Here is a 25813-nt window from a genome sequence, read left to right on the forward strand (position 1 = left end):
CCTTTCAAGCTCTGATGTTTGTGGTTTGAGTAAATAAATATACTTAGTCTCTACAAGAAAACATCTACTTAGGAGCTACGAAAAATATTTCACCTTTTGTTTGCTCTATTTTCTTGTATTAGATGAATAATCGATGGCACTAAAGAAATAACTATAACTAATCCAATAATCGGTAACAAATACTTATCTACCTGTTCAGGTGGCAGAGATTTCCCTAAGAAAAACCCTAACATGGTGATGCCGAATGTCCAAATAAAGCCACCGATTAAGTTATAAGACATAAATGTGCGATAATGCATAGCACCAATCCCAGCCACAATCGGCGCGAAAGTCCGTACAATGGGTAAAAAACGTGCTAAAACAATCGTTTTTTTACCGTGCTGTTCATAAAAGTTTTGGGTTTTAACAAGATGTTTTTTATGAAATAACCATGAATCTTCCTTTGAAAATAGTCTTCTGCCAAATTTATGCCCAGTAAAATAGCCAACATTGTCACCTAAGACTGCACAAATAAAAGCACCAAAAATTAGAACCCAAATGTTCAGTAAATTCTGAGATGCGACAAATCCAGCAGTGAACAATAAACTGTCTCCAGGCAGAAAAAAACCAATTAATAAGCCAGATTCAGCAAAGACAATCGCCCATACCCCAAAGTAGCCGAGTGATTTAATCAGTTGTGGTAAATCCAGATGCATAGAATTTCTTACCTTTCAACAAGAGATCCACAACATCTTAACGTTTAGCAATTTTCCTGAATAAAAAGTAATATTAAATTTACGTAAATTTCTTGTGTAATTTTGTGAAATGTCATGACAGATGGCAGGTTTTGGATTAAAGGTGCAAGATGCAAAGATATTTGAAAGTACTAAGATTATTTTGGACTGCTGCGATCGCAGCCGAGTTGGAGTATCGGATTAACTTTTTTATAGCTACCATCAGCAGCTTGGGAAACCTTGTCGGCAGCCTCTTTGGACTATTCTTGTTTTACCGCACTGGCTACACTTTTAGTGGCTGGTCATGGGAAGCAGCTTTAGTAGTTCTCGGAATTTTTACCTTACTACAGGGATTTTCTGATACTTTTCTGGCGTCAAACTTGAATCGTATTGTCCGCCATGTCCAAGATGGCACTTTGGACTTAATATTATTAATACCTATTCGCAGTCAGTTTTGGCTTTCCACCCATACCCTTTCACCTTGGGGACTGCCGGATCTAGTTTTTGGTAGTATTATTATTGGCTATGCAGGTAAACGTCTCGGTGTAGGGATAGATGACTATCTACTTGGTGTGCTGCCGTTATTGTTCAGCTTGGTGATTTTGTACAGCCTGTGGTTTATGTTGGGAGCAACGAGTATCTGGTTCGTCAAAATATACAACGTTACTGAAGTGTTGCGTGGTTTATTGGAAGCTGGACGATATCCCATCGTCGCATATCCTACTGTTTACCGCTTTTTCTTCACCTTTGTGATGCCAGTAGCTTTTTTAACTACTGTACCAGCCCAAGCGCTGTTGGGTCGGAGTGAAATTAGCTGGTTGATAGGTGCGGTAATATTAGCAGTAGCATTGTTTTTCGCTTCCACTTGGTTTTGGCGATTTGCGTTGCGGTTTTATACTAGTGCTTCGAGTTAGAGAGAGAAGCAAAGACAAGGCAGCGCCTTGCCCAGAGTTGTTGGAGCAACATAAAGTTAGCGGATGAAAAGTAATCAAATTCCTCCTGGAAGCTTTGGTATACCTATATTAGGTGAAACACTCTCCTTTATTTTCGACCACGATTTTGCTAAAAAGCGCTATCGCCAGTATGGGCCCATCAACCTGTCGCAAGCGGGTTTCGTGGCGTGATTAAAGACCTTGAGTTTAAAGGTTATCACGTTCCTGCTGGTTGGCAGTTGCTTTATTCAATTGTAATAACTCATAGCTTAAAGGAAATTTACCTTGAACCAGAGCGTTTTGATCCAGATCGTTTCAGTCCCCAGCGCCAAGAACACAAAAAGTATCCTTTTAGTTTAGTTGGTTTCGGTGGTGGGCCACGCATCTGTATTGGTATAGCCTTTGCTAAAATGGAAATGAAGATTGTTGCTGCTCATCTTCCACGTAGTTATCATTGGGAGATATTAGCCAATCAAAATTTAGAGGCAGTTAGGATTCCCACTAATCGCCCTAAAGATGGGTTACGGGTTAGATTTCAACCTCGGTAAAATGTTTTATGGCATCTCAAATAGACATACATTTGCCTAATGGAGTTTTACAAGGCTTACAAAATGTAAGAGATTTTGTAGGTGAAAATGTTAACTCTCTAAATAACTCAGCACAACAACTTGGGGAGTCTTTGAAGGCAACAGCTACTACAACAACTGATAGAGCAATTAATACAGTTACGACAAGCTTAGAACAAAGTTGGCAAACTGCTGATAAATTTAAGAGTACAACATCGGGAGCAGTTAAAGATGCGTTGGCAAAGCCCACCGAAGGTATCGCATCTTCTGCAAGTGATTGGCTGACACAATACCCTGTAGTTCTTCGATTAGTTCAAATACTAGGTTGGGCGACTAATCACCCAATTATTAGTGTAGTAATTCTGTTGTTTGCACTTGCTCTACTTTGGAGCATCATCAAAGCAATTGTCCGGTTAATTGAGACAGCTAGTTGGTCAATACTCAAAGTACCGATAAAATTACTTGAGGCTTTGATTAAAGTTAGCTTTTTATCCTTAGTTAAAGTTGGCAGATTTGGTGTTCAACAAATGACAGCTACTAAAACAACTGATAACCTGCCAGCTTTACTACCTGAAAATTTTCAACTAAATAAACAACAACGATTAGCAGAAATTTCTAATCGTTTAGAAGCAATTCAAAAGGAACAAAATGAACTTTTACAAGAAGCAGCAGATTTGATTGCTAAGGACACAATTGATATAGAAATCTCAAAAATTAAACCGCTAAAAAGCGTTGAATCACATCTTGGCTGAGTTCGGTGGTGGAACCGGAGGCGACAATGCCACCTTTTTGCATAGCGTAATAGTAATCAGCCTGACGGACAAAGTGCAAATGTTGCTCTACCAATAAAACTGAAATGCCTGTAGTTTCGACGATGCGACGGACTGCGGCTTCAATTTCTAGGATGATTGAGGGTTGAATACCTTCAGTAGGTTCATCTAAGACGAGTAATTGCGGTTTCCCCATTAAAGCACGGGCGATCGCTAATTGTTGCTGCTGTCCCCCACTCAAATCACCACCCATCCGCGAAAGCATGGTTTTTAACACCGGGAATAAGTTAAAAACTTCTTCTGAAATTTCTGCTTTTTTGACTGGTTTGCGTCTGGCTTCTAACCCCAGCAGCAAATTTTCTTTGACTGTTAAACGGGGGATAATCTCTCGTCCTTGGGGGACATAACCAATTCCCAACTTTGCCCTTTGGTCGGAAGATTTAGAGTTGATTAATTCTCCAGCTAAGTTAATTGTACCGCTGCGGGGTTTGAGTAAACCCATAATTGTTTTTAGTAAAGTAGATTTACCTACGCCATTGCGTCCAATTAGGCAGATCATTTGCCCAGATGGTACGCTCAAATCTACATTGCGAAGAATATGGCTTTCACCGTAGTAAACGTTAAGGTTAGAGATTTTTAGCATAGGGAAGGAGAGAGGAGACAGGATAAACTTAAGCTTCCTTAGAGGATGTTTGAAAAGTCGTAAAGTATACTAGAAACCCCTCTCCAAACCTCTCCTCGAAACGGAGAGAGGCTTTGAAACCCCCATTCCCTTGTAGGGAAGGTGGGTAGGGGGGTTAGGTTTCTGAGGCTTTGATGTTAATAAAAATACTTTTCAAACATCCTCTTAGATTTTAACTGCCGTTGGGTTAGGTGCTTTGATTGTATTTTTCGTGACAAATCATATCAAAATATGGCATCTACATGAGCAAACAAGAGGAATGCGGGTATATTTGCTGAAATTTGTTCAAAGAAACAGATATAGGAGTTTTGAAGCTAATTTCCGAGTTTAAAACTAAGTTTTCAAGTTCAAAACTAAGTTTACAAGTTTAAAACTAAGTTTACAAGTTCAAAACTAAGTTTTTTAGTTCAAAACTAAGTTTTCGAGTTCAAAAACTTAATTTACAAGTTTAAAACCAAAGTTTGCTAGGTCAATTACCTCAAGTTTGGGATGCGTAAGTTGTGGCTCATCCTTATGTAGAAAGCAGAGCAATCTTGACGTATCAAGCAGCATAATCTACATTCCAATGCTTAAAAGTCATTGGCGTAAGCTTTTGCCAAGTCAGCATCAATGCTTTCGTTTTCTATACTTGTGGCATAACCCAAGCTAATTGCACCTGCATAACTAAGTAACCGTTGATGTGCTTCTTCTGGCTGAACTTCTAATTGTAGCTTAACACCAGTCAGAAGACCATGCTGCCCATTAACAACAGATATAACAATCAATTCCGCTACCGAAAGTCCGGCGGCATTAGCTTGCTGCTGCAAAGCTGCATAGACATCATCACTTAATTCCAGTGTTAGCAGTTGGCTCATAGGAATAAACGATTTAAACTAAAGCTAGGGCAATTATAACTTTTCTCCACAAATATTCTGAAGCAGTTCGGCTCATTTATAGTATGTAGTAGTCTGTATAGGGCAAGAAAGCAAAGCAAATGACCCAAACGACGAAAACCCAAAAACTGCTGACCTTTGAGGAGTATCTTGCCTATGATGATGGTACAGACATACGCTATGAGTTGGTGGATGGAGAACTAGTCGAGATGCCACCAGAAAGTCAGGAAAATAGCAATCTGGCAAGATTTCTATTTGTTGAACTACTAAAACATTTTCCCTTTTATTTAGTTGCTCACAAGGATACAGAAATTGAGGTGGCGGGGCGACGGGCGAGATGTCGTTTACCTGACTTAATGGTTCACACAGAAGAATCTTATGCTGCCCTTATCGGTGCTACTCGTGCTACCCTCACCCGTGACATGCCGCCGCCTGCGCTAGTGATTGAAATTGTTTCACCGGGAACAGCGAACCATGTTCGTGATTATCGCTACAAGCGGACGGAGTATGCCGCTAGGGAAATATTAGAGTATTGGATTGTTGACCCACAGATGCAACAAATTACGATTTGCCAGTGGGTGGAGGGACAGTATGAGGATAAGGTATTTACAGGTGCGACTTGTATGGAATCAGTGGTAATTACTGATTGGGCGCTAACAGTAGAACAGGTGTTTAACAGCGCAAACCGACCAGAATTACTAGGGAAATAAGAAAATGCGATCGCGCAGCTTAACGTACCCCTACCGGGAAGCAAGCTATGCTTAGCGTCTCATTGGCGCAGCCTCTCGTAGAGAAGAGAAGTTATGGCATTTTTTAATCTTCCTGTTTTCCTAAATAAGAACTAATTCACTAATTTACAGTAATTTTGAGATTACTTGGTGGACATTAGGCATTAGGCTATTATTTAGGTTCCATAAACTGGAACTTAATTCTGTTTAAAAGCTTTGTTGCAATGCCTCTTGAGTTACACAACTATGAGTGGGAAGGAGAGCGTTTAGTCCAGAGAGAAACTGAACCTCATCATATTGCTGGTGTATTAGCTAAAATTCGATGGGTGCTAGAAAACTCAGATTGCGATTGGGAAGATGTTTACTCAGGTTATTATGAGTGCGAAGAAGATGGAACGGTTACTTTTTATGAGGGTGAAAGTGCTGAAGCCGGTAATCCAGGAATATGGACTTATGTAGTTTATAGCTGTCCTGTTGGCTCAGAAGAGGTAGTAAAAAATCCAGATATAAATGACTTTAGCTCCAGCATTGGAGATGCAACAGCTTAAATATAAGCTTATTTTTGAAGAATTAGCAGAGTATAGGCAATAGCTTGGCCTGACTCCAGCAGGTAGTGAGGACGATCGCGCTACAATCGCAAAGTTAGAGATAGGTAGTAGCGTATTTTTTGGTATCAGTGCTGGCAGCAATCCCAATCGCAGAAAGATTACACTTAAAGTAAATCCAATTAGTCGCACACACGCTGAAGCTGATGCTTTCCAACAAGCCTTTGATGCAGGATTAAGAGGAGGCCGAGCGCGTTTAATAGTCGATCGGGATCTTTGCAGAGCATGTGGTCAGAACGGAGGTGTGAAAGGAATGGCTAGACAGCTTGGTTTAGAAGAAATAGAAATTATTAGCCCTAGCGATCGTCAGACAATTACATTGAAGTGAGGTTAATTATGTTCATAACAAAATTTTCAGTTGAAGATTGGATTGGAAATCAGAACAAGGGTTGTGTAGAGCAAGCGCATAGTTGGAAAGAGATAGAATCAGCTATTAGAGAGCTAGACGGGCATCACAAAACACTTGTAACCTTAGAAACAGATAGCGAAACTCACATGGCTATAGGTGGTGGCTTAGGAAAATATGTAGTGTATTTGACATTTGATGATGAGAGTTTTCACTATCTTGTTGACCCATCTAAATCAGATATAGATGAATTCATGATAGTTGGCGGGCAAGAAGGTGTTTATCCGGCTTCGTCCTGCGTTGACTTGAATACAACCCTTAAAGCTGCCAAAGCTTTCGTGGAGCTTGGGACAATGGAAGAATCTGTTATTTGGGAAAAAGATGAAGTTGTTGAGCGGGTATAAAAATGCGTATTGCGAATTGTTTCATTCTTCTTGTTTTCCTAAATATACTTCAATTACACGAGAGTCATTTTGCACTTCTTCAAAATTTCCTTCACACAGCACCGAACCTTCATGTAATACTGTTACTTTCTTGGCAATTTGACGCACAAATTCCATATCATGTTCAATTACTAAAATTGAATGACTTTGCGCTAGTGCTAAAAGTAGTTCACCGATGTTGTAGGTTTCTTCATCTGTTAAACCCGCAACTGGTTCATCAACAAGTAATAAGTCTGGTGACTGTGCTACTAACATGCCAATTTCTAAACGTTGCTTTTCTCCGTGGGAAAGTAAACCTGCTTTAATGTCTGCTTTAGGAGTTAAACCAATAGTTTCTAATAATCCTTTAATACTATTATTTTCAACAGTATTAGAACGCCCAAACAAAGTAGAAAAAACATTTTTATTACGGTTGCTAGTAATTTCTAGATTTTCCCGGGGCGTTAAATTTAAGTAAATTCGGGGTGTTTGAAACTTCCGCCCAATTCCCAACCGCGCAATTTGATGTTCAGGTAAAGAACGCAGGTTTTTACCTTTGAATAAAACTCGCCCAACGGTTGGTTGCACTTTCCCAGTAATTACATCAAGAAACGTTGTCTTTCCCGCACCATTTGGGCCAATTACTACCCGTAATTCACCCACATTCATATTAAAGTTCAGCTGGTTTAGCGCCTTAAAACCGTCAAAACTAACAGTTACATTTTCAGTTTCCAATATTTTCGCGTTCATGTTGTACTTCGGCGTCTTCTTCCAATGTGGGATATGTAGCAATTTGTTGACGGCGGTGGAAAAGAGAAATATTCTGACTACGCAACCATCCCACTATGCCGTCAGGAAGCACTGTAACAACTATCAAAAATAGTGCGCCTTGGAAAAATAGCCAGATTTCTGCAAATTGTTCACTTAAAAAAGTGCGGGCATAATTTACTAACAAAGTTCCAATAATTGCCCCAATTAAAGTAGCGCGTCCTCCTACAGCCACCCAAATCACCATTTCAATCGAAAAGGCAATATCCATTGCTCTGGGTGAAACAGAACCACTCTGGATGGTGTAAAATGCTCCTGCGATGCCTGCGATCGCACCTGAAACTGCAAACACCAGCACCTTATAATCTGTAGGGTCGTAGCCAGAAAATCTGACCCGACTTTCATCATCACGAATAGCTATCAACAATCTCCCAAAGCGTCCACTTGTCAACCAGCGACAAATCCCGTAGGTGATTGCGAGAAACACTACCGTTAGCGTGTAGAAAACAAATTGCGTTTTTGCATCACTGACCGTTGCCCCAAACAAAGTTGTAAAATCTATCAGTCCGTTCGTACCATTGAAAAGTTGTTGTTGACCGTTAAAGAAATTGAAAAATACAATAGTTCCGGCTTGAGTCAAGATAGAAAAATAAACTCCCTTGAGGCGATTTCGGAAAACCAAATATCCCAATAATCCTGCCAAAAACCCTGGAATTAGTACCACAGAAGCTATTGTCCAAGGAAAAGAATAAAAAGGTTTCCAAAACGCGGGAAGTTCCGTGACACCATAAAGTCCCATGAAATCAGGCAATTCACCAGTGGGAACTTGCAGTTTTAGGTACATTGCGATCGCATATCCACCCAAACCGAAGAAAATACCATGTCCCAAACTTAGTAAACCAGTATAACCCCAAATCAAATCAATACCCAAAGCCATAATTGCCAGCGATAAAAATCGCCCCAACAAATTCAGACGAAACTCCGAAAGTACCACTGGCATAATAATTATAAGCAAGAGTGCGATCGTAACCACCACCCCCACCTCAATTAAAATTAACTTTCCTCCCCTCTTCCTCATTCTTTGTGTCCTCCGCGCCTCTGCGGTTTAAACATCAACAGTACGTCCCTTCTGCGGAAAAATCCCCCCAGGCTTCCACTGTAAAAACACAATAATCAGCGCAAATACCATTACCTTCGCCATACTCGTCGTCGCAAAAAAAGTAAACAAATCAGCCAAAGGTTTAATAGGAGTCAACAACAAAGCTAGAGTTCCAGAACCAATTAAAAAATTAGCTGTACCAATAGCCAAAGCTGCCACAATAGTACCAACTAAATTGCCCACCCCCCCAACGACAACAACCATAAAAGTATCAATAATATAGTTTTGTCCCGTATTTGGCCCTACAGAACCGAGTAAACTAATCGCACATCCAGCCACACCAGCTAAACCAGAACCCAGTGCAAAAGTAATCGCATCAACTTTTTGAGTTGGAATACCTAAACAAGCACTCATACTCCGATTTTGCGTCACAGCCCGAATCCTTAAACCCCAGCTAGAACGTTGTAAAAACAAATAAATTCCCGCCACACAAATTATCGTTAAAGCAATAATAAATAATCTGGCAAAGGGTAATTGTACACCAGCCAAAGATATCCCCACTTGTAACCAGGTAGGCGCAGTTACATCCACATTTTGAGCACCAAACCAAGGTTGAGTCACTCCCAGCTGATAAGTTTGACTCAATAGACCTCTTGCATAAATCAAAAATAAGAACCCCACCCCGCCAAAGCTACGCTTTGTCTCCCCTCCCCGCTTGCGGGGAGGGGTTGGGGGTGGGGTGTTAGGGACTTTTGCAAGAGGTCTAATAAATTGCCTGTTGTTATTGTCACCCCTAGCGATAGTAAAAATATCACTCCCACAACCCAGTTACGAACTCTTCTTAAATTCGTACGGGAATTTAAAATCCATAAACCTCCAAAAAACAACAGAGAAAATATAGCTATGCTAATTATCAATACCCAATTCACACTGCGGACAAACTGCTGAAAAATTAAACTTACTCCCAAAGTTGCCAGTAGAGTTTCTAAAGGGCGTCCATAGAGATAACGAATCACGCCTCTTTCTAGGATTAATCCCACAGTAGCCGTGAATATAAAAGCAATAATCAAAGCCAAAAATATATAAACTTCAAACCACACTCCGCCCAATTGTTTACAGCCATTCTGCACAACAAATGTTGTATAAGCACCAAACATCATCAATTCACCATGCGCCATATTAATGACACCCATCAATCCAAATATAATCGCCAGTCCCAATGCGGCAATTAATAATACAGCACCAATACTAATACCATTAAATACAGCTTCTAAGAATCCTGCTAACACTTTTCCCCCAACAGCTATGAGCTTTTTTTAGTCATCAGTCCTTTGTCATTTGTCATTTATTTTTGACCAATAACTAATGACTAATGACTATTGACTATTGACTATTGAATTAAACTTTCTTGTACTTACCACCCTTAGCAGGGTCAGTCCAATCACAAGCAAATCCCTTAGTCTCTTTTACAAATTGATTCCAAGGAACTGGCTCAACTGCTGTCGGAGTAGCATAGACAATATCAAACAAACCATCTAGCCTTACTTGACCAATTCGCACAATTTTGGATATATGATGATTGGCGTCCATTGTCACTTTACCTTCAGGTGCATCCAGAGTTTGACCATACGCCGCAGCACTCACCTTAGCGATGTCTGTAGTCCCAGCTTTTTCTACTGCTTGCTTCCACAAATAAACTGCAATGTATGCTGCTTCCATTGGGTCATTTGTTACCCGATTTTCACCGTACTCTTTCTTAAAAGCTGCGACAAACTTCTTATTAGCAGGTGTGTCTACTGTTTGGAAGTAATTCCAAGCAGCGTAGTGACCTTTGAGATACTCTACACCAATAGCTTTAACTTCTTCTTCGGCAATACTGACAGACATGGAAGGATATCTATCTGGTGTCAATCCAGCACCTTTCAATTGTTTGAAGAAAGCAACGTTGCTATCACCATTCAGAGTATTGTAAATTACACCTCCATTAGGCAAAGCTTGCTTAATTTTAGTGATAATCGGTGTAACTTCTGCGTTACCTAGCGGTAAATAATCCTCACCAACTGTTTTACCACCTAAAGCTTCGAGTTGAGCTTTAATAATTGTGTTAGCTGTGCGGGGGAAAACGTAGTCAGAGCCAACTAAGAAAAATTCTTTGCCCTTATTTTTCAACAGCCACTCCACAGATGGTTCAATTTGTTGATTTGGGGCAGCGCCAGTGTAGAAAATATTTTTAGAACACTCTTGACCTTCGTACTGCACAGGATACCAGAGCATATGATTTTTGCTCTCAAATACTGGCTTCACATTCTTACGGCTAGCAGAAGTCCAACAACCAAAAACTACACTGACTTTATCTTGATCAATTAGCTTGGTTGCCTTTTCCCTAAAAGTATCCCAGTTAGAAGCACCATCTTCAGTAATTGCTTCAATTTGTTTACCTAATATACCACCGCCAGCGTTAATTTCTTTAATTGCTAATTTTTCAGCATCGACAACGCTTTTTTCACTAATAGCCATCGTACCACTAAGGGAGTGCAAAATACCTACTTTGATTGTGTCACCACCAGTAGCAGCTGCTGGGGAAGCAGCAGGAGGCGCTGCTGGACTCTCTGTAGCAGTTGGGGAATTATTCGCGCAAGCTTTTAAAAAAAAGCTGCTTCCGAAAGTTAAAGAGCCGTAGATTAAAAACTTGCGTCGGTTAAATTGTCTTCTCATCTTTTTATGAATTTTCCTCTTAATGAATCAACTAACTTAATAGAAAGCTGATAGTATCAAACTTTAAAGTGTGATAATAGTGCGATATTTTACTAGGAAAAAGTTACCTTTTATACAAAATGTTTGTTTTTTGTAATAAAAAAATCACTATTTAATATTAATATTTATTAAGTTTAGAATTGTAAAATTCTTGTTAGCGGTGAAGAGATAGCTGGGTAATAATTTCATCTTCGTTGCCAGCAGCAAAGTTAGCAAAGCGCTTCGCTAAGGGTGGTACAATCACCAAAGGATTACTAAACCCAGCAAAAACATGAACGCCATCAAATCCTGGAATAGCACCAATTAAGGCGAGTCTGTCGCTATTAAATGCTACCAAGCAATGGTACCAAGTTCCTGGTAAATTCTCTAAAGCTGGCAAAATTTGCTTTATACTTCTTCGCAACCATTTTTCACTCACCTCTGAGTTTACCTTGCCATGAGGATCTGTGAGAACGCGGCTAATTTGACCGATGCGGAAGCTACCATCTTGAAACTGAATCGCACCTGCATCTAAAATTGGCGGTACTGGTTCATTACCCGGTTGATTCCATAATTCATCAACTTGAGTAGATTTAGCTTCTAGTTGAAACCGTTGCACATTAGCTGGCATAACTAAGGTGCGTAACTGCACATCTACAGGTGGGGTTTCAATTATTTCTGCGTGGGTAAAATACAGCTTGATGGGAATACCAGCAGTTTTTAGCAGCTGGCGGCTGAGTCCACCCGCACAAATGACAACATTAGCACTGTGGAAAGTTGCAGTAGTTGTTTTTACACCATCTTGCAGGACTTGTAATACTTGAGTAATCTGCATTTCACCCCCAGCCCGCTCAAAAGCTTGGATGTAAGCTTGTGCTGTTTTTTGTGGGTGAATATGACCATGTTTGACAGTTAAAGCTCCAGATATCGCCTCTCGATTTAGCAGTGGTTCCAACTCACAAGCTTCTTGAACACTGAGTAAACGGGGTGGAATGGCACAATGATTATATGATGCAGCAGTTGCTTCTGGGTCACTAGCGGCTGAAATAGTTAGTAATAAATCTAATTCCCGAAATTCGATATCAGCGTCTAACTCTTGAGATAGGATATGGTAACGCGCGTAGGCGTAGCCAGTCGTAGACATCGCATCTTCGCACAATTGCCGAGTTAATGTTGTAGTACCCGACCAATAGGCAAGCCCACCATAACTATAGCGAGTTGCATTCTGTGGTGTGCTGTATTGCTCCAACAAAAGTACAAAAAAGCCAGTTTTTGCCAGTTCATAAGCGAGTGCAGCACCCGCAATTCCACCGCCAACTACAATCCAGTCGTAGGTTTTCATCTAATATGTTGCTTGTAAACGACTTAAAAGATATTCTCCTGCAAGAATGGGGGGATAAATAGGCGATTGTTCTTTCTGGCAACTTTCCAAACAAGCAATTTCTGTATTATTATTAGGATGACAGAAAAAAGCGATAGAATACCGGGACTGATTCACCCTGTTATCATTGGGAATCATTACTCGATGCTTGGTTGAGCAAAACAGATGATTTGTCCACCGTTGCATTAAATCGCCAGTATTGACTACTACAGTATCAGGAATTGCAGGCGCGGCAATCCACTCTCCAGATGCTGTCTGTACTTCTAACCCCCCAACGTCATCTTGGAAAAGTAAGGTAATACTGCCATAATCGGAATGCTCACCAGCACGCACTTGTCCTGATTTGGGTGGTGTCTGCAATCGGGGATAGTGCAGCGATCGCAACGTATGATTTTGTTGATTGTGTCTTGTGATAAAAAAATCTTCTGGCAATTCCAACGCTAAAGCAAATGCTTGCAGTACCGTGTTAGCAAGTTCTGTACAACTATCATAAAAGGCGACAATAGAACCATCAATTCCTACAGCCGCTTGTTTGTTTACATTTAACGCCTCTTTCAAGTCGCCTGGTTTATTGGGGTCAAGACGTTCTCTCTCAATACCAACATAACCCGTGTTACTAAATTCATCACTCCAAGCTTGCTTTTGCTTAACTTCTAAGGGTAAATTGAAGAAATATTTGCTGTGAGTGAATACTTGCTTTATTAGGTCTTTTGATATCTCTGAATTCTGCAAGTACATGAAGCCAATTTCATGGCCAGCTTGATAGATTTGTTTGATAACAGTTTGCCGAGTTATTGTGTTGCCATTGGTAAAGGCAGTTAAATCTATTACTGGAATTGTAACCATTTATATATAATTAGAGATTTTGTGTTTTGTTAATAGTAGTATACTCAATACTTAGGTACGGAATTTAACAATGACTCTTGCTCCTTGGCGAAGCGCGATTGTTCATGCACTTGATCGCAATCGCAGCCTCGTTTATGCCCGTTACCTGCAACTAGCAACGGTGCAGCCGAACGGTCGCCCAGCTAATCGTACCTTAGTCTTTCGCGGCTTTTTGGAAGATACAAACCAGCTAAAATTTATCACCGATAGCCGTAGCGCTAAAGCCGACCAGATACAGCAACAACCTTGGGCAGAAGTTTGCTGGTACTTCCCTAATACACGAGAACAATTCCGCATCACTGGCTGTTTGACTCTAGTAGGAAATGATGATTCTCACCAGAATTTACAGCCAGCCCGCATTTCCATTTGGCAAGAACTGAGTGATGCTGCACGTTTACAGTTTGCTTGGCCCCATCCTGGTAAACCTAGAGTTGAAACCCCAGAAGCTTTTGCACCATCAGCACCCGACCCTGTGCAACCATTGTCTAATTTTTGCCTACTGCTATTCGACCCAGTGCAAGTAGACCACTTAGAATTATGCGGCGAACCACAAAATAGAAGATTTTATCGCCGCGATGAAAATCAAGAATGGTTTTATGAAGAAATTAATCCTTAATTTTGTCCGTTAGGAGTTATCAGTTGGAAGGTGCAAAGATAATTTTTATTCCTCACTCCTGTACAGACGCGATTAATCGCGTCTCTACTCTTAACTCCTAACTTTCTTTAAATACCTGCACCATCTAAAAACTGTTGTATTGCCTTATCTCTAAGGCTACACACAGGAGCATCTTGTGAGAAATCAGCTTGGTTAGAAGCTACACAACCTGTCAATACAAGAGTTTTTCCAGAAGAGTTGGTGCGCTGAAGAGTTTGTATTTGTTCTTCCAGCGCCTCAATCCGGTCTACTAAAGCACGAATTACTTCAGCTTCTGAATCTGGTAAGTTATTGTGTTCCAGAGGTGCAACCCGGACTCCAGAACGATATATAATCCGCCCAGGCACGCCGACTACAGTGCAGTCTGAAGGAACATCCCTTAGAACAACAGACCCAGCGCCAATACGGACATTATCGCCAACTTGGATATTGCCCAGCACCTTCGCTCCAGCTCCAACTACAACATTTTCACCCACAGTTGGATGGCGCTTGCCACATTCTTTACCAGTACCCCCAAGTGTGACACCTTGATAAATTAGCGTATAGTCTCCCACGATCGCAGTTTCACCAATTACTACACCCATCCCGTGGTCAATAAACACACTTTGCCCAATTGCTGCACCAGGGTGGATTTCAATTCCAGTCAAAAACCGAGCCAAGTGAGAAATCAGGCGAGGAATAAAGGGAAGACCAACAGTATACAGCCAGTGAGCCAGCCTATGGAATAGCAGGGCTTGCAAACCAGGGTAACAAAATAAAACTTCCAACCAGTTACGGGCAGCTGGGTCACGTTCAAATATGATACGAAAGTCAGCACGCAAAATAGATAGCACGAGATAGCACCCTCGGAAAGCACAACAAGCTACTCTCCCATATTATCCTCTCAAGTGTTACACCTAAAAATTGGCAATCGGGCAGTGATGTGATTTGTTGTTTTCGGTCTAGTTTCGTAATTAAGCTTAATCCTGCATCGAATGTTACTGTCTCACCCTTGAAATTAACTATGATTGGAGATGATTTTACTTGTTCAAATTTGAACTGTTACGGTATAGAATCTGTTTTCTGAGAGGTCATGCTTAAAACTGCTGGAATTCATTTACAATAGACATTTTGACAGTTTTTGACTCCTCTTTCCTCTGGCTTTGTGAGAAATCCGGGTCTAAGATAACGTTTATTTGGAGTCTGCTTTTTTGGTGTAAACAAGTAAGCTCTTGTACTCTTCAACTTTCTCAATTCTTCCTTTCTTTTCAAATGATTGAATAATACATAAAGCTTTTTCCCAAGCAAAGGACTTTGTAAAAAAAAATATTTTCCCGCCCAAATTTAGTTTGTCTAAAAAAAGTTCCAGAAGGGATTCGTCATTGTGATTGACAAATGTTGCTTCTTCAGGCAAGTAAAATTCGCCCAGGTGAAAAAGTGTAACTATATCTAGTAGAGGCAGACAGCGATCGCTCAACGTGTAAATATCTCCAAAAATTACTTTATAATACTTCATGAGTCCACGCTCTTTCAAATATAAATTAACGTATGCTTGGTGTTCACGGACGGAAGCCGTAATTCCAATAACCTCGTTCGGTTTACTTAGCTTTTGATTTTCAAGACCAACGATATGATGAGAACCTGTACCAAAATGAAAAATGCTTTTATTCTCAATATTATTTTTATTCAAATACTCAACTAACTCAATATCACATGAACATATGTTTGGATATAAGTCCCATGATGAGTTTTTTCGGTAGTACTCTGTCCCGAACTGCTGTGGTAAGGCGGGTCGTAAAAACTTGATAAAATACAAAAATGTTTGCAAAGTTTTGTAATTTCTAGTATTTTGCCAACAAAACGTTCTTATTCTTTCTATAACCATTGCCTAATTCCTATTGAAAATTCAAACAAGAGTGAACAGATGCAATATCCGATTTTACCATCTGCCGCCCCTTGCCAATTCAAGTTGACTTGCTCAGAGCTTGCACCTAACTGTACAAACCCAGATAAAGTAAAAAGATACACGAGACGGCTACCTTCTTTTTAGTGGCTTTTTTGGCTAAATCAAGGGTTGTATGTTTCATACTGAATTTTTAAAAAACATTAATATTTATTGGTGCAAGATGTGAGCGTGATGTTTCAAGCGCATCTTCCCTCACGGCTATCCATAAGAACTTGCTCAGTGACACAAGTTTAAGTCCCGCTATTACTTTCACCTTTCATCCCCGCTTTACGGATTGAAGACCATTCTCTACCGTAGGGGAAGTGCTTTCACACCTGCGTCTGGGGGATAGGGTTTGGATTTTCGCTTAATACTTATCTTCATCTATAGCAATCCGATTTGATTCCTGAATTACTCCTGAAGACCGGGGACTGGGAAGAAGGAATAAAAGTGTACTGAGTTTTTTTCAAAAATCAAATATGAGTCCTATAGTTAAGGCTCGTAAGTTTGACCGCCAACATTGCAATGTTCGGGATAATCCAGTAGCGCACACTATTCAAAGGCTCCTGATTTTTCTAAGGCTTTATGCAGACTTTCTTTAATTTTTTCTGAGTTACAAATGGTCATTATTCAAAGTTAGACTCGTTCTTGGTGATGGGAACGTCATACCTGTAGCCTTTAATTGATTACATTTGTACAAAAATGAAACTCAAATCCAGGTTATAAAAGAGTTTTGAAACGTATTATTTACACTGCTTTACTTTCAAATGGTGTAAGATATCAACTGATACCAATTCTCCATGAAGATGCACTAAATTTAAATTAGTAGAAGCAGAAACAGGGTGTAGAGGTATGGGGAATAGCTTTCAAGTTGAAGTATCCGAAAGCCGAGAAGAACTACAACACCGATTGCGCCACGCAGTAACAGGGACAACCAAAGAAAGGCTACAGATGCTCTACTGGCTCAAGGTAGGTGCGATCGCAACAAGACAGGAACTGTCGCAGCGGCTAGAACGAGATGAATCAACTGTATATAGGTGGTTGCAACGGTATAAAATTGGCGGGATCAATGAATTGCTTGAAGTCAAAACTCCTCCGGGCAAGTCAGGTTTAATACCAGCAAAAGTAATGGATAAACTGACACAACGTCTTCGCCAACCTGAAGGATTCAAAAGCTACAGCCAAATCCAGGAGTGGCTTACACAGGAGTACCAGATTGTAGCTGCGTACAAAACTATACACAAGATTGTGCGCTACAAACTCAATGCAAAATTAAAAGTACCACGTCCACGTAGTGCCAAAGCCAAACCTGAAGTTCAAGAAGCCTTTAAAAAAAACTTCCAGATATAATCAGCGTGCTAGTGCGCTATTTGGGAACGGATAAACAAGTACGTTATTGGTGTCAGGACGAAAGCCGTTTGGGACTCAAAACCTTAACTGGTCGTACGATAACGCTCAAAGGAGTAAAGCCTTTTGGTATTGTTGGTTGGCAACGGAAAAATTTTTATCTATATGGTGTGGTTGAACCTGCGACTGGAGATAGCTTTTTTTGGGAGTTTTCTCACCTCGATGGTATATGTTTTCAGGACTTCTTAGACCTTTTTTCAAAAATGCATCCTAATAGCCTGAATTTAATACAAATGGACAACGGCAGCTTTCATAAATCCTTAGATTTAAGATGGCCTGATAATGTCATACCAATTTTTCAGCCTGCCAACAGTCCAGAGCTTAACCCGATTGAACGACTATGGGAATACATTAAGTACTCATTGTCTTGGGAACATTGCACTAGCTTAGATGATTTAAGGAAGAAACTAAAAAATGCTCTTGATTCCATCTTGCCTGAAACGATCGCTTCGATCTGTGGATGGGATTACATCATTTCTGCTTTATTAAGTGCAACTTCATAGAGAATTGGTATGAATCTATGCATCAGTTTTGAATTGGTCTTTTAAAAAAGAATTCACGAGGTATAAAAAAATGCATTAAAAAGCTGGACGGGAAGATTTGACATTGTGAGTGATATGCTTTAATTGCTCTTTGTTTTTTCTTAGATACAGATTTAATAGATAGATTGTAAAAATCATCTAGTTCATGTAAGTTAAACTCAAAAAGCTGTGTATCATCATTCCAAAATAACCAGATTGGATATTCAAAAACTTCAACTTGAACTTTAGATGCAATGAGTGCAGCTTGAACCAAGTCGTAAGTAGCCTCATGATCGTTATGCTTATCTTTTCGATGAGGGAGATAAACTTCAGATGGTTGAAAGGACTGTAGTATTTGAGCTAACTGATTGATGATACGATAATGTTCCTCTTTAGACAGTTGCATCAAACTCCCATCCATGTAATCAAGAAAATAAATATCTGATGATGCAATTCCCAAAATGTTTAGCGCATTTATAGCCTCTTGCTTGCGAATTTGAATCAGCTCCTCTGGTTTTATATGTAAGTGAGATTTCTGTCCATCAGTTAGGAAAACAATTTTAATTGGTGTTCCCAGTTCATGTTTGAGAGCAATCAAACCACCACAGCCAAGAGTTTCGTCATCTTGATGGGGAGCAAATACTATCGCTGGTTTCTGATTAACAGTTAATGTTTGTGTTTTAATATTTAAAATCCACCAAAAGAGCATTTTATATTTAACTATTTTCCAACTTTCCGATAGATTTTTTCGTATTTTATAATAAAATTTTTTGATATACATAAAAAGGTTTTCACAACTTCCCAAACCGTCAGCAAAAAATTTCACTTTTGCAGTAGAGTTGGGGTGGGCATAGAAAGCCCACTCCACAAGACTTTTACTAATTTTGTTAACTGACCATTTTATATGGATGTATCTATTATTTTACCTGCTTACAACGCAGCACAAACAATTGCTCAAACCCTTGCATCTGTACAGGCATAGACTTGTCCAGATTGGGAAGCAATCGTAGTCGATGATGGCTCTAGGATCAAGCAGTAGCGATCGCCAACCAATTCGCTGCCAAAGATAGCCGGATTCGCGTAATATGCCGGGCTATACTTTCTTGATGCGGATGATTGGCTCTCATCTCAATACCTGGAACGGATGACCGAAGCCATTGCCTGTGATCCTAGTCTAGACGTTGTTCACTGTGGAGTAAGGTACGTAAATGCTCAGACGGGTATCTTTTACGACGAATACGCTGAGTTGTTGCCAGACCCCTTTGCAGTATTTGCAGACTCCTAACCAGAGGCGGAGCGTCTCCGGCTTTGCTCCTAACTCCCCATCACTGCTGCTCTACCGTCAGAGTATAATCTCGCTTCACCCCAGGATTAAATGTACCCACCCAAATCCGATAGGTGCCACTTTTCCAATTGCGATCGCTAACGCTAGCATCTTTACTTTTGCCAGTGTCATCGCCGCAACGAATTGTTGTTTGATCTGGGCCTTGGATGAGTAAAGTGGTGTCGTTGTTGTTGCTATCGACTTGTATTGTCAGTTGGGAAAAGTTCTTTTCTAAAACCATAATATGATCTGGAGTAGGATCGGCAAAGCCAATACAGGCTTTTTGATCGCGATCGCGGTTACTTATGGCAGACAATGAGTAAGAACCACCTGTAAACCCCTGCACTCTTCCTTGTGCTGGATCAAAGTTTGTTGATAAATTGAAAGTACCAAAATTTGCTGTCTCTGCTATTACAGGGGTAGCTGTGATGGCGGTAAGTATAGCCAACAACCAGCTGACACTAAACTGAAGTCGGGGGCGATAGTATTTCATAGTAGCCCTCCAACAGGCTTTTAAATTAGTAGTGATATATACATATTCTACTGAAAAAATTCCAGTGAAATTTCAGTGGGTTGTGCCACATTAAAATGTGCCACAAGTAATGGCTGTCAAATTGTAGTGGAAAAACATGGTGGCAGTCTGGACGTGCAGTCTGAGTTGGGTCAAGGTACTGAGGGGAGCATCCGCCTACCGATTCGTGTTGAGTAGCTAATTTTGCATGAAAGGTTGCTCACTAGACATCTGTAATTGGCTTAAATTGTGTACCTTTTGTCAATATCTCCACAGAATGAAAAAGAATCGGATAATAATTATGACTTACGCACAGACTACGATATTACGTCATTACGAGAGTTGGCGCAGCCTCTCGTAGAGAAGCGAAGTAATCGCAAAGGCTTGGTTTTTCGTCACGAATGCGTAAGTCCTAATAATGATAAATGTTGAAAAACTACAATAAAGTATTGCGATCGCCAATTGTCTAGAAAGTGCAGAAGGTAAAAGAATTTTTTACCTTCTGCACTTTGAGCTTCTATGAAAATCTCACGAATTATGGAGTTTGAAGAAGACGCCACCTTTAAGCGATCGCGTGTCAGTTCCATAACTACTGACTGTAAGCGATCGCAAGTTGTTAAAAAATGGTTTGCCTAAGACTTCCACTAGCTTGAGAATCGGTACTTGACGCTCTAACAAATTCTGGCTCTTTGTCCAATCAAGATATATATAGCCTTGGTTTGGTCGGGGAATCGCAGCGATACTATCTTGGAAATTGGAATTGTCAATTATGGAATTATCCTTGGCTGTGAGGATTTCATTCATAGTCTCTAAGTCAGAGGTGAAAATTTCGTAATTTCCTAAGGTTGTATGCAATCCCTGCACTTTTGTTTCAATGCTGAAAGATGCTCCCTCTTTGACATCACTTTTTTTAGTAGCCGTAGTTAACTCTGTCCAAGCGGAGATTTTTTGCTTGTCTATAGTCAGAGGACTGATGCTGAGTCCGTTGGATGAGGCGATCGCATCCAAACGAGCAACGCCTTGTTCTACATTCTCGGATTTTTCCACCACAAAAATCCAATCAGGGGTTGTTTGCTCTTTCTGGACTAACAATGCTATGGCATATTCTCCCTGTACCCAACTGAAAATATCCTCTGGGAAGTTTATACCCCAGCGTTTTTGAACATCCGCCAAAGGTTTTGCTAACCGAGAAACCACATCTTCCCCAGAACCATATATGGTTGCTGTTGCTTGTCTCCAGAGTTTGGCTAAATCACTGTTACCCAAATTACTCAAATTTGAGCCAGAAATTGCCAAACCTGCTGATGCTGGAATATACTGCAATGCTCCCACAGGTTTAGATAGCGGTGGCGATGGAGGGACAATTTCTGATGAAGTCACAAAGGTGCTTTCTGCTAGCAATCCTTTAGGGTTCAACACCAAGGATATGATTTGGCTGTTATAAAGTTGTTCTGGTAACTCTAACCCTTGCCATTTTGCCACAATGGGAAGATTCAAGAAAGCTACAGCTAAACTCCCTTTGGGCACTTCTTTGGTAGCTTTTTGGTATTCAGACGAACTGGTCAAATTTAGATCGGGAGCTTGGACATTATTGATAGCATCTCGCAGCACCTTCGGATCATTGGCAAATAACACAAAGCCTTCACCGACAACAGCACCTGCAAGCAAGTCCTGCTCTGGTTGAGAATTGTCAGAAATCAGCTTTACACCTTTGTATTGTTCAACAGCTAAGTTTGCCCCAGCTAACGCCCGTTTGGAAAACAATAACTCGACAAACTCGCGGCTTTTCTCCGCTTGCTTGGTTGCTAGTGCCAAGAGATACCCTGGCTGCTGTCCGTTTTCTCGGTCGCGATCAATATCTAAGGTGGTGATAGCTAATGTAATTTCGTCCCCTAACCAGGGTTGAATGTCTTGTTTGTAATCTATGCCACTCTTGGCGAATAAACTGGTTTTGAGTTTAGATAGTTCCTCTTCCCGCTCCAGCGCCTGCAAACGGTCAGGATTCGCCAGCAATGAAACCATTACAGGCGAAAGTTTCGACACGAAAATCGCTGCACTAGGCTGTCCGGTAGAAGCAATGAAGTTAGCCGGACTTTTGGCGAAAAACCAGTAAAAGCCAGCGATCGCAATCACTAGCAGTGCGATCGCACCAGCTACAATAAAACCGATAAATGAACGTTGCCTATTCACATTAAACCTATAAAAAAAGACAATTTACAGCCATTTAAACAGAAAGCCCAGTCCCTTGATGAAGACGACACACAGAGAGGGGAAGACGCAAAGAATAAAAATGTCCCCGTGTGATCATGATATCCCCGCGTCCTTTTGAGAATGGATGCTCATGCCAAGGCAGAGATTTTCTGTCACCATTAATAGTATTAGGACTGTTTACAGAAACCTCATGACAGGGAACTCTTTTAGTCAACCCATGAACCAAATTAGTGTAGAAGAACTGGCACAACGTCTATCTTCTAGTGATGCAAGTATTCAGCTAGTAGATGTGCGTGAACCACAAGAATTGGCGATCGCTAGCATTGAGGGTTTTGTCAACTTACCTTTAAGTCAATTTGCCGAATGGGCAGATCAAGTACCTACTCTCTTTAATCCTCAAGCTGAAACCCTAGTGCTATGCCACCACGGCATCCGCTCTGCCCAGATGTGTCAGTGGTTAGTTGTTCAAGGTTTTACAAATGTTCAAAACATTTCAGGTGGTATTGATGCTTACTCCTTATTAGTTGACCCTTCAATTCCCCAGTATTAATTTCTGACTGAATCCATGACTGTGCTGGGACTTACTCTTCCAGCTAGCTTCTGCTATTCTAAAAATAGAACTATATCAAATTAGATGTTTTGAGGGTAAAGTTTACACCTTTTGCTAGTGAGTATATATTCACGGAGCTTTTCGACCCAAACATATCAACTATCCCAGAAAAATACGTATTCAATCATACTGTTATAAGTTGAACCTTATGCAAAAATACTGTTAAAAGTATAAGTAAAGGCAGCTTTTGCAGTACAAGCCTAGTACGCCACGGCGTAAATAGAGCAACCATTTAAAATCCCTAAAGAGCTTATTCCATAAGACTTTTGACTTTTGACTTCCGCCTTGCAGTACTAGCTCCTATTTCAAACGCACTCTCAAAAAATGTTGGACGTAAACTTTAAAAATACTTATCATTATACAAGTGTATAATTTGCTATCTTAATTAATTATTAATAATCTCAGTTTGCGATCAAATACAGAAATTTTTTCAGAGTTTGATTAAAATTTGCCTTCAGTAAAACATGCCATATGGAAGTCCAGTTAACAAATCGACAACAGCATATACTTTGGGCAACGGTACGTCACTATATAGCTACAGCAGAGCCTGTTGGTTCAAAAGCTTTGGTTGATGAGTACGATCTGGGTGTAAGTTCAGCCACAATTCGCAATGTGATGGGCGTTTTAGAAAAGTCTGGGTTACTTTACCAACCACATGCCTCTGCTGGACGTGTACCTTCAGACTCAGGCTATCGCATTTATGTTGACCAGCTAATTACACCTTCTCTGCGTTCGCGCAGCGTGTCGCAGACAGACGCTACGCGTAGCTTGCTTTCACGTTCGCGCAGCGTCCCACAGGGAAGTGGTACGGAAACTTTAGGGCGAGAAGTAGAGATGGCACTGCAAAAGCGTCTTCAGTGGGAAGATTGGAGTTTAGAAACCTTACTGCAAGGAGCCGCGCAAATTTTAGCAACCTTGAGTGGTTGCATTAGCTTGATCACTATGCCGCAAACAACTACAGCGCTAGTGCGACATCTGCAATTAGTGCAAATAGAAGCAGGAAGGATCATGCTGATTGTGGTCACTGATGGTTATGAGACACATTCCAAATTGATGGATTTGTCGCCACTACCAGAGGAAACACAACGCGATCCAGAGGTAATTGATCGCGAGTTACAGATTGTTTCTAACTTTTTGAATAGCCACTTACGGGGGCGAAGTCTGTTGGAATTAGCCTATCTTGACTGGAGTCAATTAGATCAGGAGTTCCAGCGCTACGGGGAATTCTTGAAAAATTCAGTAGCCGAATTGACCCGTCGCACTCTGGCGCCGACTGCAACACAAATTATGGTTCGGGGTGTGTCAGAAGTTTTGCGCCAGCCGGAATTTTCCCAGTTACAGCAAGTACAAACGATTATCCACCTGCTGGAAGAAGAACAAGACCAACTATGGCGATTAATATTTGAGGAGCCAGAAGCGGAGGATGTGGGTAAACCAAAAGTAACGGTTCGCATTGGTGCAGAAAACCCACTAGAACCAATACGCACCTGCACGCTGATTTCTTCCACCTATCGCCGAGGTTCAATAGCAGTAGGAAGTGTGGGAGTTTTAGGGCCAACGCGTCTAGATTATGAAGGTGCGATCGCAGTTGTGGCATCTGCTGCTGATTACCTCTCAGAAGCTTTCAGTTATTTCAATCCCTAATAGGGACTAATCGTATTATGGTGATGTCTAGGGACAAGCCGCTACGGGTTTAGACGAGAGGATAATACCATAGCAGGCAGATATAGCAATCCTAAATTATTTGTGCAATGTTTTGTTTCTACACTTGGCAACGGCAGTTGCTACAACTCTTGGAAAATACGCAACGTGCTGCTTCCCCTTTGCGTACTCAGATAGGATTGCTATAGCCCAATTTATAGCGGCAAAATCAATAATTAATAGTATTTAACTGTTTTATGGTTAGAAAAATTGCCTTTGGCGTGCTGTGGCTGGGATTCATTACCTATGCTTTTTTCCTCGCTCCTCCTGAGCAACCCGGTACATTTGAGTTAATTAAAAACCTTTCTATAGTTCAGTGGCAAGGCGTTAACCCTTTAGTCGTAGCACTATTCAACCTCATGGGCATCTGGCCTCTCATCTACAGTGCAGTAGTGTTGATTGATGGTAGAGAGCAAAAAATACCTGCTTGGCCATTTGCGATCGCCTCTTTCGCAGTCGGGATATTTGCCTTGTTACCCTACTTAGCCCTTAGGGAACCAAATAATAAGTTTGTCGGTAAAAAGAATGGCTTGCTTAAGCTGCTAGATTCTCGTGTGACTGGAGTTGTTTTGACTATAGCCACGGCTATTCTAGTTGCCTATGGTTTAACAGGAGGAGATTGGGGTAATTTTGTCCAACAGTGGCAAACTAACCACTTCATCAATGTGATGAGTTTAGATTTCTGCTTACTTTGCCTATTATTTCCCGCATTACTAAGGGATGATATGGCGCGTCGCGGTTGGAAAAATCCACTGATGTTCTGGTTAACAGCTTTGATACCGCTATTCGGGCCATTGATTTATTTATGTGTGCGTCCACCTCTACCAGAAGTGGGCGTAGAGGCAATACCCAGTCAGCAGCCAGCTGTAAATTAAAGCAATTTTTAATTCGTAATTAAAGACAGTTTCAGTCGGGGTCTAAATCTTCAACTGAAAGAACAATCATGTACATATGTACCCCTATTCTTAACCCAAGCGTATTGGGTTAAGAATTTCTTCCTTCTCTTTGCGTCCTTTGCGTCCTTGGCGGTTCGTTAAAAAATTGACTTGAAGAAAGAGTTTTAGCCTTAACCCAAGCGTATTGGCTTAAAGCAGGGTATTGCCCCTACACTTCGTACTTGATGCGTAAGTCTTAACTACTGTTGATTACGTTACGCAAAGTCCCCTTTTTCAGTGAGTTGGGGATTTTCCACTCCGGTGCGTAAATCCCAAGAGAAAATTTTTTCTGAAAGTACTTTACAAAACGCAATAAATTCTTTAAGATGTGTAACAGGTAGTCAAACCTATCTAATTCATAAATAACTAACCGCACTTATAAAACAATGACAGTAACCTTACAACAGCGCTCAAGCGCCAACGTATGGGATCGATTCTGCGAGTGGATTACCAGCACCAACAACCGCATCTACATCGGTTGGTTCGGCGTAGTCATGATTCCTACCCTGCTA

28 protein-coding genes and 3 pseudogenes are annotated in these 25813 nt (G+C 40.8%); 16 read left to right on the top strand and 15 right to left on the bottom strand.

All coding sequences use genetic code 11. From position 1 onward, the window contains the following. Positions 1-89: 89 nt before the first annotated feature. Entirely contained in the window at positions 90-695 is a 606-nt protein-coding gene (locus V7L29_RS24390) for a DedA family protein (RefSeq protein WP_334693206.1), read from the bottom strand. Positions 696-844: 149 nt separating this feature from the next. Here V7L29_RS24390 and V7L29_RS24395 point away from each other — a divergent pair, with 149 nt between their 5' ends. The 4 genes from V7L29_RS24395 (at position 845) to V7L29_RS24410 (ending at position 2963) form a co-directional block, all read left to right on the top strand. Next, complete coding sequence (locus V7L29_RS24395) at positions 845-1627, top strand: ABC transporter permease (protein ID WP_334737067.1); 783 nt, start codon at positions 845-847, stop codon at positions 1625-1627. Between the two features lie 63 nt (positions 1628-1690). Beyond that, the gene (locus V7L29_RS24400) at positions 1691-1837 is read left to right on the top strand and encodes a hypothetical protein (RefSeq protein WP_334737068.1); all 147 of its coding nucleotides are present in this window, start codon (positions 1691-1693) and stop codon (positions 1835-1837) included. Further along, positions 1834-2193: a cytochrome P450 gene (locus V7L29_RS24405; protein WP_334737069.1), complete on the top strand. Its 360-nt coding sequence runs from the start codon at positions 1834-1836 to the stop codon at positions 2191-2193. The genes V7L29_RS24400 and V7L29_RS24405 overlap by 4 nt, the downstream gene beginning before the upstream one ends. 8 nt (positions 2194-2201) lie before the next feature. Further along, positions 2202-2963 carry a hypothetical protein gene (locus tag V7L29_RS24410; RefSeq protein ID WP_334737070.1) on the top strand — a complete coding sequence of 254 codons (762 nt, stop codon included), beginning with the start codon at positions 2202-2204 and terminating at the stop codon, positions 2961-2963. Here V7L29_RS24410 and urtE read toward each other — a convergent pair. Further along, positions 2926-3624: an urea ABC transporter ATP-binding subunit UrtE gene (urtE, locus tag V7L29_RS24415; protein ID WP_334737071.1), complete on the bottom strand. Its 699-nt coding sequence runs from the start codon at positions 3622-3624 to the stop codon at positions 2926-2928. The genes V7L29_RS24410 and urtE overlap by 38 nt on opposite strands. Positions 3625-4232: 608 nt before the next feature. After that, complete coding sequence (locus tag V7L29_RS24420; RefSeq protein WP_334737072.1) at positions 4233-4517, bottom strand: hypothetical protein; 285 nt, start codon at positions 4515-4517, stop codon at positions 4233-4235. Between the two features lie 119 nt (positions 4518-4636). On the opposite strand from V7L29_RS24420, the gene V7L29_RS24425 reads away from it, so the two are divergent. The 4 genes from V7L29_RS24425 to V7L29_RS24440 all read left to right on the top strand — a co-directional run bounded on the left by V7L29_RS24425 (position 4637) and on the right by V7L29_RS24440 (position 6618). After that, positions 4637-5245, top strand: coding sequence for a Uma2 family endonuclease (locus V7L29_RS24425; protein WP_334737073.1), 609 nt, complete (start codon positions 4637-4639; stop codon positions 5243-5245). Positions 5246-5487: 242 nt separating this feature from the next. Continuing rightward, complete coding sequence (locus V7L29_RS24430; protein WP_334737074.1) at positions 5488-5811, top strand: hypothetical protein; 324 nt, start codon at positions 5488-5490, stop codon at positions 5809-5811. A gap of 49 nt (positions 5812-5860) precedes the next feature. Continuing rightward, positions 5861-6196 carry a deaminase gene (locus V7L29_RS24435; protein ID WP_334737087.1) on the top strand — a complete coding sequence of 112 codons (336 nt, stop codon included), beginning with the start codon at positions 5861-5863 and terminating at the stop codon, positions 6194-6196. Between the two features lie 8 nt (positions 6197-6204). After that, positions 6205-6618, top strand: a complete 414-nt coding sequence (locus tag V7L29_RS24440; protein ID WP_334737075.1) for an Imm1 family immunity protein — start codon at positions 6205-6207, stop codon at positions 6616-6618. Between the two features lie 21 nt (positions 6619-6639). Here the strand turns inward: V7L29_RS24440 and urtD are convergent, their stop codons facing one another. The 7 genes and pseudogenes from urtD to V7L29_RS24475 all read right to left on the bottom strand — a co-directional run bounded on the left by urtD (position 6640) and on the right by V7L29_RS24475 (position 13463). Next, positions 6640-7386 carry an urea ABC transporter ATP-binding protein UrtD gene (urtD, locus tag V7L29_RS24445; RefSeq protein ID WP_334737076.1) on the bottom strand — a complete coding sequence of 249 codons (747 nt, stop codon included), beginning with the start codon at positions 7384-7386 and terminating at the stop codon, positions 6640-6642. Further along, positions 7361-8482 (bottom strand): urea ABC transporter permease subunit UrtC, encoded by a 1122-nt coding sequence (gene urtC / locus V7L29_RS24450; RefSeq protein ID WP_334737077.1) that lies wholly within the window; start codon positions 8480-8482, stop codon positions 7361-7363. Before urtC ends, urtD begins: the two co-directional genes overlap by 26 nt. Positions 8483-8509: 27 nt before the next feature. Further along, positions 8510-9151, bottom strand: a pseudogene (locus V7L29_RS24455) (ABC transporter permease subunit); the annotation flags it as partial. Positions 9152-9273: 122 nt separating this feature from the next. Then, positions 9274-9792 (bottom strand): annotated as a pseudogene (locus V7L29_RS24460) (ABC transporter permease subunit); the annotation flags it as partial. Between the two features lie 109 nt (positions 9793-9901). Further along, complete coding sequence (gene urtA / locus V7L29_RS24465; protein ID WP_334737078.1) at positions 9902-11218, bottom strand: urea ABC transporter substrate-binding protein; 1317 nt, start codon at positions 11216-11218, stop codon at positions 9902-9904. Between the two features lie 193 nt (positions 11219-11411). Next, the gene (locus V7L29_RS24470) at positions 11412-12578 is read right to left on the bottom strand and encodes an NAD(P)/FAD-dependent oxidoreductase (RefSeq protein WP_334737079.1); all 1167 of its coding nucleotides are present in this window, start codon (positions 12576-12578) and stop codon (positions 11412-11414) included. Beyond that, positions 12579-13463, bottom strand: a complete 885-nt coding sequence (locus tag V7L29_RS24475) for an isopenicillin N synthase family dioxygenase (protein ID WP_334737080.1) — start codon at positions 13461-13463, stop codon at positions 12579-12581. A gap of 70 nt (positions 13464-13533) precedes the next feature. Here V7L29_RS24475 and V7L29_RS24480 point away from each other — a divergent pair, with 70 nt between their 5' ends. Next, positions 13534-14118 (top strand): Npun_F5749 family FMN-dependent PPOX-type flavoprotein, encoded by a 585-nt coding sequence (locus V7L29_RS24480; protein ID WP_334737081.1) that lies wholly within the window; start codon positions 13534-13536, stop codon positions 14116-14118. Between the two features lie 107 nt (positions 14119-14225). On the opposite strand, the gene cysE is transcribed toward V7L29_RS24480, so the two are convergent. Both cysE and V7L29_RS24490 read right to left on the bottom strand, forming a co-directional pair. Then, complete coding sequence (gene cysE / locus V7L29_RS24485; RefSeq protein WP_334693191.1) at positions 14226-14990, bottom strand: serine O-acetyltransferase; 765 nt, start codon at positions 14988-14990, stop codon at positions 14226-14228. A 338-nt stretch (positions 14991-15328) separates the two neighbouring features. Continuing rightward, complete coding sequence (locus V7L29_RS24490) at positions 15329-16021, bottom strand: hypothetical protein (protein ID WP_334737082.1); 693 nt, start codon at positions 16019-16021, stop codon at positions 15329-15331. 912 nt (positions 16022-16933) lie between these two features. Between V7L29_RS24490 and V7L29_RS24495 the strand changes: the two genes are divergently transcribed. After that, positions 16934-17431: a helix-turn-helix domain-containing protein gene (locus tag V7L29_RS24495; protein WP_334737083.1), complete on the top strand. Its 498-nt coding sequence runs from the start codon at positions 16934-16936 to the stop codon at positions 17429-17431. Positions 17432-17442: 11 nt separating this feature from the next. After that, on the top strand, positions 17443-17991 hold the full coding sequence (locus V7L29_RS24500; protein ID WP_442944250.1) for an IS630 family transposase: 549 nt from the start codon (positions 17443-17445) through the stop codon (positions 17989-17991). A 22-nt stretch (positions 17992-18013) separates the two neighbouring features. On the opposite strand, the gene V7L29_RS24505 is transcribed toward V7L29_RS24500, so the two are convergent. Both V7L29_RS24505 and V7L29_RS24510 read right to left on the bottom strand, forming a co-directional pair. Next, the gene (locus V7L29_RS24505) at positions 18014-18877 is read right to left on the bottom strand and encodes a PIG-L deacetylase family protein (RefSeq protein ID WP_334693189.1); all 864 of its coding nucleotides are present in this window, start codon (positions 18875-18877) and stop codon (positions 18014-18016) included. Positions 18878-19334: 457 nt separating this feature from the next. Further along, a complete protein-coding gene (locus V7L29_RS24510; RefSeq protein ID WP_334693188.1) occupies positions 19335-19826 on the bottom strand; it encodes a hypothetical protein in 492 nt (163 codons plus the stop codon). 75 nt (positions 19827-19901) lie between these two features. On the opposite strand from V7L29_RS24510, the gene V7L29_RS24515 reads away from it, so the two are divergent. Further along, positions 19902-20042 carry a hypothetical protein gene (locus tag V7L29_RS24515; protein WP_334693187.1) on the top strand — a complete coding sequence of 47 codons (141 nt, stop codon included), beginning with the start codon at positions 19902-19904 and terminating at the stop codon, positions 20040-20042. A gap of 330 nt (positions 20043-20372) precedes the next feature. Here V7L29_RS24515 and V7L29_RS24520 read toward each other — a convergent pair whose 3' ends face one another. Beyond that, positions 20373-22034 carry a DUF3352 domain-containing protein gene (locus V7L29_RS24520; RefSeq protein ID WP_334737085.1) on the bottom strand — a complete coding sequence of 554 codons (1662 nt, stop codon included), beginning with the start codon at positions 22032-22034 and terminating at the stop codon, positions 20373-20375. A gap of 211 nt (positions 22035-22245) precedes the next feature. On the opposite strand from V7L29_RS24520, the gene V7L29_RS24525 reads away from it, so the two are divergent. From V7L29_RS24525 to V7L29_RS24540, 4 genes and pseudogenes are all read left to right on the top strand, one after another. Then, positions 22246-22605, top strand: a complete 360-nt coding sequence (locus tag V7L29_RS24525) for a rhodanese-like domain-containing protein (protein ID WP_334693185.1) — start codon at positions 22246-22248, stop codon at positions 22603-22605. Between the two features lie 531 nt (positions 22606-23136). Further along, the gene (hrcA, locus tag V7L29_RS24530) at positions 23137-24309 is read left to right on the top strand and encodes a heat-inducible transcriptional repressor HrcA (protein ID WP_334737086.1); all 1173 of its coding nucleotides are present in this window, start codon (positions 23137-23139) and stop codon (positions 24307-24309) included. A 254-nt stretch (positions 24310-24563) separates the two neighbouring features. Continuing rightward, the gene (locus V7L29_RS24535; RefSeq protein ID WP_334693183.1) at positions 24564-25241 is read left to right on the top strand and encodes a DUF2834 domain-containing protein; all 678 of its coding nucleotides are present in this window, start codon (positions 24564-24566) and stop codon (positions 25239-25241) included. Between the two features lie 446 nt (positions 25242-25687). Further along, positions 25688-25813, top strand: a pseudogene (locus V7L29_RS24540) (photosystem II q(b) protein); the annotation flags it as partial.

The sequence above is a fragment of the Nostoc sp. genome (assembly GCF_036916575.1).
Lineage (GTDB): Bacteria > Cyanobacteriota > Cyanobacteriia > Cyanobacteriales > Nostocaceae > Nostoc.